At 27.9% G+C, this 12838-nt stretch carries 14 protein-coding genes; 12 read left to right on the top strand and 2 right to left on the bottom strand.

What is annotated here, in order from left to right; all coding sequences use genetic code 11:
• The first annotated feature begins 26 nt into the window (after positions 1-26).
• From FGL08_RS01145 to nadE, 8 genes are all read left to right on the top strand, one after another.
• Positions 27-914, top strand: coding sequence for a carbohydrate ABC transporter permease (locus tag FGL08_RS01145; RefSeq protein WP_138209059.1), 888 nt, complete (start codon positions 27-29; stop codon positions 912-914).
• 12 nt (positions 915-926) lie between these two features.
• Complete coding sequence (locus tag FGL08_RS01150) at positions 927-1733, top strand: carbohydrate ABC transporter permease (protein ID WP_138209060.1); 807 nt, start codon at positions 927-929, stop codon at positions 1731-1733.
• Positions 1734-1759: 26 nt separating this feature from the next.
• Positions 1760-2917 (top strand): GNAT family N-acetyltransferase, encoded by a 1158-nt coding sequence (locus tag FGL08_RS01155; RefSeq protein WP_138209061.1) that lies wholly within the window; start codon positions 1760-1762, stop codon positions 2915-2917.
• A 65-nt stretch (positions 2918-2982) separates the two neighbouring features.
• Entirely contained in the window at positions 2983-4710 is a 1728-nt protein-coding gene (locus FGL08_RS01160) for a DUF4091 domain-containing protein (RefSeq protein ID WP_138209062.1), read from the top strand.
• A gap of 202 nt (positions 4711-4912) precedes the next feature.
• Positions 4913-5398 carry a putative ABC transporter permease gene (locus FGL08_RS13740; RefSeq protein WP_415578685.1) on the top strand — a complete coding sequence of 162 codons (486 nt, stop codon included), beginning with the start codon at positions 4913-4915 and terminating at the stop codon, positions 5396-5398.
• 305 nt (positions 5399-5703) lie between these two features.
• Positions 5704-6417 carry a DUF5058 family protein gene (locus FGL08_RS01170; RefSeq protein ID WP_138209064.1) on the top strand — a complete coding sequence of 238 codons (714 nt, stop codon included), beginning with the start codon at positions 5704-5706 and terminating at the stop codon, positions 6415-6417.
• Between the two features lie 12 nt (positions 6418-6429).
• Positions 6430-7170, top strand: coding sequence for a hypothetical protein (locus tag FGL08_RS01175; RefSeq protein WP_138209065.1), 741 nt, complete (start codon positions 6430-6432; stop codon positions 7168-7170).
• Between the two features lie 75 nt (positions 7171-7245).
• Entirely contained in the window at positions 7246-8136 is an 891-nt protein-coding gene (gene nadE / locus FGL08_RS01180; protein ID WP_138209066.1) for an NAD(+) synthase, read from the top strand.
• 169 nt (positions 8137-8305) lie between these two features.
• On the opposite strand, the gene FGL08_RS01185 is transcribed toward nadE, so the two are convergent.
• A complete protein-coding gene (locus FGL08_RS01185; RefSeq protein WP_138209067.1) occupies positions 8306-9274 on the bottom strand; it encodes a hypothetical protein in 969 nt (322 codons plus the stop codon).
• 211 nt (positions 9275-9485) lie between these two features.
• Positions 9486-9953, bottom strand: coding sequence for a 2-C-methyl-D-erythritol 2,4-cyclodiphosphate synthase (ispF, locus tag FGL08_RS01190; protein ID WP_138209068.1), 468 nt, complete (start codon positions 9951-9953; stop codon positions 9486-9488).
• A gap of 254 nt (positions 9954-10207) precedes the next feature.
• Between ispF and FGL08_RS01195 the strand changes: the two genes are divergently transcribed.
• From FGL08_RS01195 to FGL08_RS01210, 4 genes are read left to right on the top strand one after another with little or no spacing between them, the layout of a single operon-like run.
• Positions 10208-10576 carry a GntR family transcriptional regulator gene (locus FGL08_RS01195; RefSeq protein ID WP_138209069.1) on the top strand — a complete coding sequence of 123 codons (369 nt, stop codon included), beginning with the start codon at positions 10208-10210 and terminating at the stop codon, positions 10574-10576.
• A 19-nt stretch (positions 10577-10595) separates the two neighbouring features.
• A complete protein-coding gene (locus FGL08_RS01200; protein WP_243117918.1) occupies positions 10596-11465 on the top strand; it encodes an ABC transporter ATP-binding protein in 870 nt (289 codons plus the stop codon).
• Between the two features lie 4 nt (positions 11466-11469).
• A complete protein-coding gene (locus tag FGL08_RS01205; protein WP_138209071.1) occupies positions 11470-12135 on the top strand; it encodes an ABC-2 transporter permease in 666 nt (221 codons plus the stop codon).
• A gap of 16 nt (positions 12136-12151) precedes the next feature.
• The gene (locus tag FGL08_RS01210; RefSeq protein WP_138209072.1) at positions 12152-12826 is read left to right on the top strand and encodes an ABC-2 transporter permease; all 675 of its coding nucleotides are present in this window, start codon (positions 12152-12154) and stop codon (positions 12824-12826) included.
• Positions 12827-12838: the final 12 nt, after the last annotated feature.

Genomic DNA, 12838 nt, shown 5'->3' on the forward strand with positions numbered 1-12838 from the left:
TCTAAATACTAGTTAAGGAGAGGATTATGAATAAGTATAAAAAAAGATTTAAAAATATAAGTTCTTATGGGTATATACTTCCACTTGGTATTATATTAACTAGTTTTTATGTTATACCTATTTTAATGTCTATTTATTTTAGTTTTACAAAATATAACATTATGTCTGCACCAAAGTTCATAGGCTTAGACAACTACGCCTCTCTATTTAAAAGTAAGGTTTTTTTAGAGTCTTTAAAAAATACAGCTATTTATACTTTTGGTGTAGTTCCAGTGCAAACTATTCTAGCTATGCTTATGGCTATTTGGCTAACGAAGAGAAAGGGTAAGATATCGAATTTAATAAGAGGTGTTATGTTTATTCCTGTTATATCATCTATGGTATTAATAAGCATAATTTGGAGGCTACTACTTACAGGAGGAGATGCTCCCATTGCTAAATTATTTTCTTTTCTTAATTTAACTATGCCAGATTTTTTAGGAAGTGCTAATTTAGCTCTTCCCACTTTAATGGGCATAGCAATATGGAAAAATGTTGGATACTTTATGGTTATATATATTGCTGCTATTATGGATATTCCTAAAAGTTACTATGAGGCAGCTAGGGTAGACGGTGCTAGTAAATGGGAAGAGTTCTGGAACATTACAGTACCTATGCTTAAACCCACTACTATAATGGTTGTGTTTTTAGGAATCATATGGTCATTCCAAAGTTTTGATATAGTATACACACTAACTGGAGGGGGACCAGGAACAGCAACCATGACATTAGTACTTCATATATACAATTTAGCATTTAAACAATTTAATGCAGGAGAGGCTATGGCAGTGGCTAATATATTATTTTTTATTATCGCTATAATTTCAATATTCCAGAAGAAGTTTTTAAGAAAAGAAGAATCTACATATTATTAAAGGAGGCTTAAGATGAGAAGTGCTAAAAGAATAATAGGAGATATTTTGCTACTTATAATAGGAAGTGTAATGATAGTACCTTTTTTATATATGATAATAACATCATTTAAGATTACGTACACATATAGCTTTGATTTTTCTTTAAGCAATCTAACTCTAAAAAATTATATGGCAATATTTAAGGATACTAATTTTTTCATTTATTTTATAAATAGTTTCATAATTGCTATTTTGGGAGTTATTTTAACAGTTACATTTAGTAGTTTAGCAGCTTATGCTTTTGCAAAAAAAGATTTTAAAGGTAATAATAAAATTTTTTTCTTTATGATAGCTACTTTAATAATACCCTCACAGGTTACAATGATTCCACTATATATCATAATGAAGAATTTGGGATGGATAAATACATATTATGCATTAATACTTCCAATACCAACAGCTTTTGGTGTGTTTTTAATGAGGCAGGCTATTTTAAATATACCAAATGATTTAATAGAAGCTGCGAGAATAGATGGATACTCTGATTTTCAAATATTTATTTATATAGTATTACCATTAATTAAGCCAGCAATATTAACTCTTTCTATATTTACTTTTATAGGTGCTTGGAATGAGTTTTTATGGCCACTAATAGTTACTACTAAGGATTCTATGAGGACGCTTACAGTGGGAATGTCTACACTTCAGGCGCAGTATATTGTAAATTATGGAATGGTTATGGCAGGAGCAACTTTAACATTTATACCTTCATTTATATTTTATTTAGTTCTCCAAAGTAAGTTTATAGAAGGAGTAACTTTGTCAGGAGTAAAAGGATAAAGAGTTAATTTAAAGGGGGATTTCAAATGGAAGGGCCAAGAAGTGCTAAAAAAGATGAGTTTAGCAAGGTTTTAGAACTTATAAATCATGTTTTTAGAATAAGCAGGGGACATAAACCTACTATGCAACAGGAATTTCCTTTACTTATAAATGAAAATAATACAGATAATATGATTGTTATGTTAGATGAAGATACATGTATATCTACAGTAAACTACATGCATGAAGATATACTAATCCAAGGGACTAGAGTTAATGGAGCATCTATCGGAGGGGTATGTACTTTAGAGGATTATAGAAAATTTGGATATTCATCTAGAATATTAGATAAAGTAGAAGAAAAAATGTTTAATGAGAAAGTAGACTTTACATTAATATCTGGAGAAAGAAGTCTTTACAGAAGAAGAGGATGCAAAGTAGTTAAAAACTTTTATAACTATAGTTTACATCCTAAAAAAGAGGAGATGGATTTTCAATTAGTACCATATGAAAATTGGCATCTACTTCATATGGTGGATATGTATAATAGTAAGTCAACTAGGTATTGTAGATCATTAGAAGAGTTTAAAACCTTACTTCACTCTGCCACTATACCTTGGGGTAATTTCTCATATAGAAAATATACCATATTAGGTAAGGAAGGTGGATTTCATTTTGAACAGGGAATTAAGGTTTTGGGATATATAGTAGTTAGAATCATGAGTGAAGAAGCAGATAAATATGGTGAGGTAGTAGAAGCAGCTGGAAATTCTCATATGTTAAGTAAAGCATTTAGGAATATAGCCAATGACCTATATTTGAGCAGAATAACGTATAACGTACATTTAAGAGATAGAGAAGCATATCTTTATGATTATGATAAAATCACATTTGGAAATATGGGTGGAACGGTAAAGATAATTAATTTTAAAAATTTTATGGAAAACTTAAGACCTTTATTTTATCAATATGAGGAAAAGTCCATAGTAGATAATATGGAATTTTATGAAGAAAGCAATCAATGTATTTTTAAATATAAGGAAGAAATTTTAAAGATAGAAGATAAAGAAGCTATAACTAATCTAGTGTTTGCAGGACCTATGGCAGAAAAGTTAAATTACAAGGATGTACCCACTATAGAAAAGTTTATAAAGGTAAACTTTCCAATACCTTTTGTGTGGCCATACAATTTAAATTATCAGTAAAAACTTAAATAAGAACTTTTCTATTTAAATTTAACCATTTGCTAGTTAATAAAGGGAGTGTGTGAATGTTAAGCTATACATTAAAAGATTCATCATATAAACATAAGAAGTATGAAAGAATAAATTCAGAAGAGTGGATAGAGAAATTTATAGATTTAATAGTATTAAAAGGGGAAGAATTTGCATTTCAATTACTACTTAGACATAATGAAGAAATTTATTATAACTTATCAAATAATGGAGAATTAAGTTTTAGAGGACTTAATACTAGAATAAGAATAGAAATGGAAGTTCCAAATGAATTAAAAAAGAACTTTAAAATAAATTTTGAGGGATATGTAAAAGATGATGATGATTCATATGTTGCCGATCCTATTTTAAGAGATAGTGGTATGCTAGTGGAACAAGGATTATCACAAGCTCTTTGGGTGCAAGGTAAGGTTTCACAAAATTGTAGTCTAAAAGAATTTCATATAATTATAAGATTATATGAACAAAAAGGATACGGAGATGAGATTTTATTAACAGAAATAGCGAATAAGGTAGAGGTTTTAGATAGTGTTTTAAAACCTATAAAAGAAGGGGAATTTTTTTTAGATCTCTGGCAACATCCAAGTAATATAGCTAGGATGTATAAGACTAGATTATGGTCTAAGGAGCACTTTGAAATTATTGAAAACTATATAAAATATTTATCAGAATTTGGTCAAAGAGTGGTTACACTTATAGCATCAGACTATGCATGGGCAGGACAGGGTTGCTATAAGGTAATAGAGAACCCATCAAATCTTTTTGAATATAATATGGTGATAATTTTTAAAGAAGAAAATGGAGAGTTTTCTTATGATTTTTCCATAATAGACACTTATATTAATATTTGTTTTAAACATGGAATAGATAGGGAGATAGATGTATTCGGATTATTATGTAATTGGGGAGCTTTTGAATTTGGAAACCCAGTTGATGAAAGTTATAGTCCTATAAGATTAAATTATTATGATAAGTTAGATAAAAGCTTCAAGTTTATAAATAATAAGTTAGACTTAGAATATTATATAAAGGCATTATTTAAGTATTTAAAGGATAAAGGCGTATGGGATAAAGTTCGCATAATTTGTGATGAACCTAATAGTTTAGAGGCATTTAAGAAATCAGTAGAATTAATTGATAAAGCTTGCTGTGGAGAGAATGTACAATATAAGGTTGCTTATCATGATGATAAATTTTTAAATAATTATAATGGATATATAAAGGATTCTTCATTAAGTTTAGGACTTGTGATTAAAAATGAAAGCTCCATAAATAAGATTAAAACTTCTGGAGGAATATGTACTTTTTATGTTTGTTGCTTTCCTTCAAAACCAAATACATTTTTATCATCACCTTTAATTGAAAATAGAATTATGCCTTGGCTTGCATATTATTTTAACCTAGATGGATTTTTAAGATGGAATTACACAGTATGGCCTGAGAATCCGTACAATGAACCAAGCTATAAGTTCCCAACATGGAAAGCTGGAGACATGTACTTTGTATATCCAGGTAGTGATTTAAAACCAATAACATCTACAAGATTTGAGAACTTAAAATTTGGAATTCAGGATTATATGATATTTAAACTTGTAGAAGAAAAGGGCTATAAAAAAGAGGATATAATAAACAACTATTTACTAAAAGTTCTAGGAGAAAAATCAAAAATGCAAATCTTAGAAAGAAATGAAGTGAAAATGAACCATTCATTAGATACGAAGTTATATAAAAATATAAGAGATGAATTGATAAATTTGTTGTAAGAAAACATATGATTTAATAAAGTAATAAGTTATATAATAGAACATGTGATTAACTTGTATAAAACTTTAGATTTCCACCCATAATACTTATAAATAAAGTTAGTAAAAGGTAGGGAATATAATGGGCATCTTTATTTTAACGAGTTCTTTATATAAGTTTATAATAGAGAGTTTTGGACTTAACGAATTATTTTTTTACTTTATGTTTTACTCATTTTGTGGATGGATAATTGAGAATTTATATTCTTTTTTTACAAAAGGAGTTTTTAAAAAAGAGATTTTTTTAAAGGGGCCTTTCAAACCTATGTATGGAAGTGCTCCTGTTATTTTATTGGTACTTCTAAGTAAAACTAAAAACTGGTTTTTAATAATTTTATTATGCTTTTTAGTGCCTTCATTTGTGGAGTACATAAGTGGGTTTTTATTAGAAAAGCTTTTTAATAGGAAATGGTGGGATTATTCAGATATGCCAATGCAATTGCATGGGTATATATCTTTAAGGTTTTCTGTGTATTGGATATTTTTAAGTTTATTAATGCTATACATAATACATCCTCTTGTAAGGGGATTATATCTAAGGATATCCTATCTTTGGACACTTTTAAGTCCCTTAGTATTTATTTATTTTATATCAGACTTACTCTTTACTATAATTTCTTTAAGAAGAGAGAAAAGTAATATATTTTGAAAAGCTCCCTGTAAAGTAGACAGGGGGCTTTTCAATTTGTATGGGGTTTTATTTTTATATCAGTGTATGACTAAGTATAACTTAATATATAAATTATTATAATGTTTATCATATGTAAAAGAAATCATAAAATATATGGATAAGGGTTATATGGTATGAAGTGGTATCAATATTCATACAATTGAATAAGTGTGCATAAAGATGAATAATATCAAAAGTTTTAATAAAAAATTTTTATATGGGAGGGGGATAAATATTTTAGGCCAATAACATATTTTAATTTTAAATATTTAGGGGGAAAAGTTATGGAGAACCTTAGTATTGCTACGCATCCTCTTATGTGGATTGCAACCGGAATATCAATTCTTTTAATTATCTTTCAATCAGCTATATTTGTAAGGAAGTCTCTTAAAGTGGGAAGAGAAATTGGTCTTACGGATCATCAAATGAAGAGTGCTATGAAATCAAGTATGATAGCCTCCTTAGGACCATCTTTTGCTATATTAGTTGGGATGGTTTCACTTCTAACTAAGGTAGGTGCACCAATGGCTTGGATGCGTTTATCACTTATAGGATCTGTTTCTCATGAATTAATGGCGGCACAATTTGCAGAAAGCTTTACTCAAAAAGCTATGGGTGCAGCAGCTACATCAGAAATTATTTTTGCTAATGCGGTATGGGTAATGGCGTTGGGAGCTGTAGCTTGGCCACTTTTTACTGGAATATTTACTCATAAGATAGATAAATTTAGAGGAGTTATTGCTGGAGGTAATAAAAAGACTTTGGAAGTTATATCATCTGCAGCTTCATTAGGAGCATTTTCTTTTTTGGTTGCAGATAGTCTTGTTACAGAAGAAATAATAAAATTTAATGATTATTCTTTAGCTTGCTTTTTGGGAGGAGCAATCATGGGAATAATTATGATTGTAAATAAAAAGAAAAAGTTGGGCTGGTTAAAAGAATGGGGACTTTCAATTGCCATGTTTTTAAGCATGATTATAACTGCAATTCTAGTATAGGGGGATAGTCTAATGTCAAATAATATAGGTCAATATTCAGATTCAAAATTTAGTAAAAGTGAAGTTTTAGGAGAAGAAGTATATGATACGGAATATGTTCCCTTTGTGATAAAGTGGGGGCAGAGAACAAATATTGGGGGAGCTATTCTATCTTTCTTACCGGCGTTATTATTACTCTTTGTATTTAAAATAAAACCTTCTTTAGGCCCTTTAACTCAGGCAACAGTAGCACAACTAAGTGCTAGTTTTGCATACTATTTTGTGGACCCTATAGCATTCTTTCCAGTGCTGGGGCTTACAGGTACTTATATGGCATTTTTAACTGGAAACATATCTAATTTAAGATTACCCTGTGCAATTAATGCTTTGGAATCTGCTGGGGTTAAACCAGGAACTAAAAAAGCATCTATAATTTCAACTTTAGGAATTGCATCTTCTGTAGTTGTTAATACAACTATGCTTACTATAGGTGTTTTTGTAGGAGCAAAGGTTATTGGATTACTACCACCAGCGGCTACAGCAGCTCTAAAATATTTAGTGCCTGCAATTTTTGGTGCGGTATTTGTTCAATTAAGTTTTTATGATCCTAAAATTGGTATTATAGCTATAAGTATAGCTGTGGTTATGACCATAATATATAGATTAGGATTACTTGCATTTTTCCCTGGCGATCCGTCTTATGTAATAACCCTAGCATCTGTATTTGGAACTATATTTGTATCTAAAACTTTACATTCTAAAGGAAAACTTTAATATTAAAAATTATGTCCTATGTAAATCCTAAAGCATATAATATAAAGGATGAGTACTTAGAGTTAAGGAGATTACATGACTGGCATAAATGAGATTGAAGATTTTATAAAAGATATTTTAAAAAAATATAGATACGATGGAGCTGTAGTAGGGATAAGCGGAGGGCTTGATTCCGCTGTAACTGCTGCTTTATGTGTAAAAGCTTTAGGAAAAGAAAAGGTACATGGGATATTGCTTCCAGAGAGAGATTCTTCTAGGGAAACCATGAAAGATTCAATTTTAGTTTGCGATTCCTTAGGAATTTCTTATAAAACTATTCCTATAACAAAAACTTTAAAATCAATTGGAGTGTATCCTACTAAATTACCTATGTTTATGATTCCGAATTTTATAAAGAAAAAGTATATTATGCGGAAGTGGAGAACCTTACCCAAAAAAGATGCATTTCTAGAAGATTTAAGCGGAACAGGAAATCGAGAGTTTTTAAAAAATATAGCAAGCTATAGGGTTAAGCACAGGGTTAGAATGTGTTATTTATATTTGGAGGCAGAAAAAATTAACTATGCAGTGGTAGGTACTACAAATAAGACAGAATACTTAACAGGTTTTTATGTGAAGTGGGGAGATGGAGCAAGTGATATTGAACCATTAATACATCTATATAAAACCAAGATTTATGATTTGGCGAGGGATTTAAATGTTCCTGAAAAAATTATAAAAAAAGCACCTTCTCCTGATCTTATACCAGGTATAACAGATGAATTTGTTTTTGGGACTAGTTATAAAACCTTAGATAGGATTTTGATGAATATAGAAAGTGGAAAAGCTTTAAATGAAGAAGATGTAGGTAAGGTGGATAGAATAAAAAAGATAGTAGAAGTTTCCAACAAACGTGAACTAATAATGTACGGGTTAGAGGATTATAAAGGAGACAAAATAAAGAGTAAAATAAAAATCATAATATAAATATATTTTGATGTAAATAAAGTAGCATTTAAATTAAATGCTACTTTATTTATTGAACCCATGGAATTTTAGAAATTAAAATATTTTCTTGTAAATTTTAATTTTAATATTTATTGCAGTCACTTAAATTTAAAATGGTGTATTTTAGAATATTAATTCTATATACTTGTTATTGTTGTAATATATCTCTTATAGCACTTAATACATAATCTTCTACTTGATTATTTAGGGCATAGTTGTTTTCTGATAAGATATCTATAAGTCCTTTTAAAGTATCTGAAAGCCTTGAGTCTTTATTATTTTCAATAACAGATTCATAACTAGATTGTACTTCCTTTAGAAGGATATTGTTCTTATCAAATGTAGGAAATCTACTACTTCCTAAAGTATAGAGACGTATGTATTCAGAGTACATTTCTTTTACTTTCTTATCCTTATCAGAATTTCTATTTTTATTTAATTGATTATCTATTTTAAGCAATAAATTACTAATATCATTCCAATTAATTTTATCAGAATTTTGTAGAGTATTACTTATATTTTGATCGTTATTCATAAGAGTAAAATAATCTCTAATATCTGAGTTTATTTTATCATTATAAGATTCATAAAACTTATAATTGACTACACATGCATATGTAGAATTGCTATATATAATTCTATAACCACTTTCGTAAAGGGGTTTTAAGTAATCTTTCAAGTTTGGATTACTTAAGGATTTAATTTTATTTTCAGTAGGATCTTTTCCAACTTCAGATGATAATATATTTATATTATTTTCACTCTTTAAATATTTATTTATAGAATCTAATTTTGAAGTTTGATATTCTTCATAAGAAGTTAAAAGCTTGCCAGCATTGTTTTTAGAGAAAATATCAATATTTTTATTTATGAATTTTATTATTTCTATACCATCTTTATTCTCTTTTAACATTGTATTATATTGATTTAAAATAAGTTGTTCTTTTTCACTTATAAATGTGGTAGAATCATTATCTTGCTTAAAGATTCTTATATCTTTAAGGATGGTAGAGAAAAGCCTACTAAAAGCCCACTGAAGTGTTAATAGAATAGATATAGATATAATAAGAAGAATAAGAGTCCTTTTTACTCTTAATTTTTTCTTAGAAACTTTCATTATAAAACCTCCGAATAATCTATAAAAATGAAAAAATTATAATAAAACATAATCTGTAGGGACATACAATATGACTATGCTTTATTATAATTAAATTTAGTAGGGATAGGGTTTAATATTCTATATCTATGGTTTAATTATATAACATACGTCTATATAAGTAGTTACAATTAATTTACAAAAATATTAAGTTATTAAACTACAATATATCTTATATTAAAAGGCAGATACATTGAGAAGATATCCCATCACCATTTCCCGTGAAACCTAGACCTTCCTCTGTAGTTGCTTTAACATTTACAAAATCTACGGATATATTTAAAGCATTTGCTATGTTTTCTCTCATATTCATAATATAAGGACTCATTTTAGGTTTTTGTGCAATAATAGTAGCATCTATATTGCCTATTTTATAACCTTTTTCAAAGATTAGATTTCCGACTTCTTTTAAAAGAACCATGCTAGAGATTCCTTTGAACCTTGGATCTGTATCTGGAAAATGTGTTCCTATATCTCCAAGAGCAGCAGAACCTAATATGGCATCTGAAATGGCATGTAAAAGTACATCGGCATCTGAATGTCCAAGCAACCCTTTTTCATATGGAATGGTTACTCCTCCTATAATTAGGTCTCTGCCTTCAACGAGTTTATGAACATCATATCCTAAACCAACTCTCATTTACTAAACCTCCAAATGTGTATTTTATATGTGTTTTCCTGATAAGGAAAATATAATTTCTAAAAATATTATTTAAATTATATCATAATTTGACATATTTAAATAGTTCAATTGATTTCAAAATTCATTTGAAAACTATGAAAAGGAATATATAAACAATACTATTGACTATAAAATCAAGTGGGTATATACTGTGTATATACAATATAAACAGTATATACTATAATAAATAAAGTGGAATTAGGAGTGTGAATATGAATATTGTAATTTCCAATTCTTCTGATAGTCCTATATATGAACAGATATGCAATCAGTTTAAAATACATATATTAAATGGGACTTTAAAAGAAAGTGATGCACTTCCTTCTATTAGAAACTTAGCAAAAGAGCTTAATATAAGTGTTATAACTACAAAAAGAGCTTATGAGGAATTAGAAAAGTCTGGGTTTATAGAGACAGTAGCGGGAAAGGGCAGTTATGTAGCCACTCAAAATAAAGAGCTTATTAAGGAACAAAGAATAAAGTCTATAGAAAGTAAGCTATCAGAGGTTATTAAAGAAGGTAAATTAATAGGACTTGATTTAAGTGACCTATGTAATATTTTGAAATTACTTTATGAATAAAGTTTTAGGTGGGATTAATTTGAACGATAACAGAATTATAGATATAAACAATTTATGTAAAAGTTATAAGAACTTTTCTTTAGATAATATAAGCTTTTCATTGGATAAGGGTTATGTAATGGGTTTTATTGGAGCCAATGGAGCAGGTAAGAGTACCACTATAAAATTAATGATGAATATTATAAAAAAGGATAGTGGAAGTATAAAATTATTTGGAATGGATAACTTGGAAAATGAAATAGAGATAAAGAATAGAATAGGTTTTGTATATGATGAGAATTTTTACTTTGAAGATTTTACTATTCAAAAGATGAAAGATCTCATAGCACCTTTTTATTCAAAGTGGGATGATGAAGCTTTTATTAGATACACTAAGGATTTTGATTTAGATCCTGAAAAAAAGATAAGGAAGCTGTCTAAGGGAATGAAAACTAAATTTTCTCTTGCCATGGCATTATCTCATAATGCAGATTTAATTATTATGGACGAGCCAACAGCAGGATTAGATCCTGTATTTAGAAGAGAGATGTTAGACATATTACATTATATTATGGAGGATGAGAATAAAGGAATATTTTTCTCTACACATATAACTAGCGATTTAGATAAGATTGCAGATTATATAACTTTTATAGATAGTGGTAAGATAATATTTTCAAAATCAAAGGAAGAAATAGATGATACTTACTATATTATAAGGGGTGCAAAGCAGCTTATAGATGAACATATAAAGGAAATTTTAATTGGATATAAAGAAAATTCTTTTGGATTTGAAGGTTTAACTAAGAATTCCCAAATTGTAAGAGAATTTTTAGGTGATAAAGTAATTTTAGAGAAAGCATCTTTAGAGGATATAATGATAGGATATAAAAGACATAAAGGGAGATAAGTATATGATTTATAAACTCTTGTTTAGTGATATTAAGATTATAAAAAAGCATTTTTTATGGATATATGGTATGGCACTTTTTATAATGTTTTTCAATATAAACACTATGAATTATAAATTTCCGCTTATGTATTTCACTATATATTGTTTTTTACTTCTATTTGAAAATTCTTATATGTATAGCTATAAAAATAACAATAATAATAGCCTTTTATACAAGGTTATACCTGTTAAAGATAGTGAAGTAGTTATAACTAAGTATATACTAGGACTTATAAACTTGATAATTGCATATTTTATTTCTTTCATATCATTGTCTGTTATTGTAACTTTTACTAAAAATAAAGTTCTGATTAACAGCTTAGAACTTTCTTTAGCAATTACTATATTAAATTTAATGTTTTCATCTCTTATATTACCTGTTCATATTTATGGAAAAAACTTTTTTCTTGGTTTTTTATCATATATGTTTATGGGGGGGGTTATAGGGGGACTAAGTTCGAGTTCTTATAATCTTGGTAAAGTAGGTAAGTTTGTAGTTAGTACTATAAATACATTCGGCAATAGAAAACATATTGTAATTTTAATAATTATAGTAGCAACACTTATTTTATATGGTTTATCTTATCTAATAGCTTTAAATTTATATAAAAGAAGATATATAAACTAAAATAGGAGGAGGGATTATGGATATAAGTACAAAACATTTAATTAAGATTAATTTTAATCATTTTACAAATATTAATTCATCTTTTGTTTTATTATATGTACTTTTAGTTTTAGGTTTGAAATATTCAAAATCAGCAACTTCTTTATATTATGGATTGTATAATAGTTCTTTTGTCTTACTTACATATGCTTATTTAAATGCTAATGAACTTAAAAATGAATTTGAAAATATTCTATGTAGCATACCTATACATAGGAAGAGTATAGTGAAGAGCAAGTATCTAACTTCATTAATATTAGTATTCCTTTATTCTGTAGCATCTTTTTTGTTATATTATGTTTTTAATATATTAGGTATAGGAGAAAGAGGAGGTAATTTATATAGTTTTGATCATTTCATAAGCACCATAGTAGTGCCACTGATATTTTTAAGTATTTATCTTCCTATAAATTTATATTTAGGTAGAGAGAAATTAGTAATTTTTAATACTATAATACCTGTTATTATTATGCTATCGCCAATGTTTATTAAAAGTTTTAAAGTTTATTATCTATTTAATTATATTATAAATAAGTATAGATTATATGTAGATAATTTCTGGCTTAACAGTATAGTTTCCGTATTTTCCGTAGCTATTTTTTATATGTCCTTTACTATAGGAAATTACGTTTATATAAATAAAGATGTTTAAAAGGGAGTGATA

It is taken from the genome of Hathewaya histolytica, from assembly GCF_901482605.1.
Lineage (GTDB): Bacteria > Bacillota > Clostridia > Clostridiales > Clostridiaceae > Hathewaya > Hathewaya histolytica.

What these genes read in the sequence shown, in the direction of transcription:
- FGL08_RS01210 (WP_138209072.1), top strand. Translation starts at nt 12,152, where the DNA reads ATGGATATAAGTACAAAACATTTAATTAAGATTAATTTTAATCATTTT.
- FGL08_RS01145 (WP_138209059.1), top strand. Translation starts at nt 27, where the DNA reads ATGAATAAGTATAAAAAAAGATTTAAAAATATAAGTTCTTATGGGTAT.
- ispF (WP_138209068.1), bottom strand. Translation starts at nt 9,953, where the DNA reads ATGAGAGTTGGTTTAGGATATGATGTTCATAAACTCGTTGAAGGCAGA.
- FGL08_RS01195 (WP_138209069.1), top strand. Translation starts at nt 10,208, where the DNA reads ATGAATATTGTAATTTCCAATTCTTCTGATAGTCCTATATATGAACAG.
- FGL08_RS01150 (WP_138209060.1), top strand. Translation starts at nt 927, where the DNA reads ATGAGAAGTGCTAAAAGAATAATAGGAGATATTTTGCTACTTATAATA.
- FGL08_RS01170 (WP_138209064.1), top strand. Translation starts at nt 5,704, where the DNA reads ATGGAGAACCTTAGTATTGCTACGCATCCTCTTATGTGGATTGCAACC.
- nadE (WP_138209066.1), top strand. Translation starts at nt 7,246, where the DNA reads ATGACTGGCATAAATGAGATTGAAGATTTTATAAAAGATATTTTAAAA.
- FGL08_RS01175 (WP_138209065.1), top strand. Translation starts at nt 6,430, where the DNA reads ATGTCAAATAATATAGGTCAATATTCAGATTCAAAATTTAGTAAAAGT.
- FGL08_RS01155 (WP_138209061.1), top strand. Translation starts at nt 1,760, where the DNA reads ATGGAAGGGCCAAGAAGTGCTAAAAAAGATGAGTTTAGCAAGGTTTTA.
- FGL08_RS13740 (WP_415578685.1), top strand. Translation starts at nt 4,913, where the DNA reads ATGTTTTACTCATTTTGTGGATGGATAATTGAGAATTTATATTCTTTT.
- FGL08_RS01205 (WP_138209071.1), top strand. Translation starts at nt 11,470, where the DNA reads ATGATTTATAAACTCTTGTTTAGTGATATTAAGATTATAAAAAAGCAT.
- FGL08_RS01160 (WP_138209062.1), top strand. Translation starts at nt 2,983, where the DNA reads ATGTTAAGCTATACATTAAAAGATTCATCATATAAACATAAGAAGTAT.
- FGL08_RS01185 (WP_138209067.1), bottom strand. Translation starts at nt 9,274, where the DNA reads ATGAAAGTTTCTAAGAAAAAATTAAGAGTAAAAAGGACTCTTATTCTT.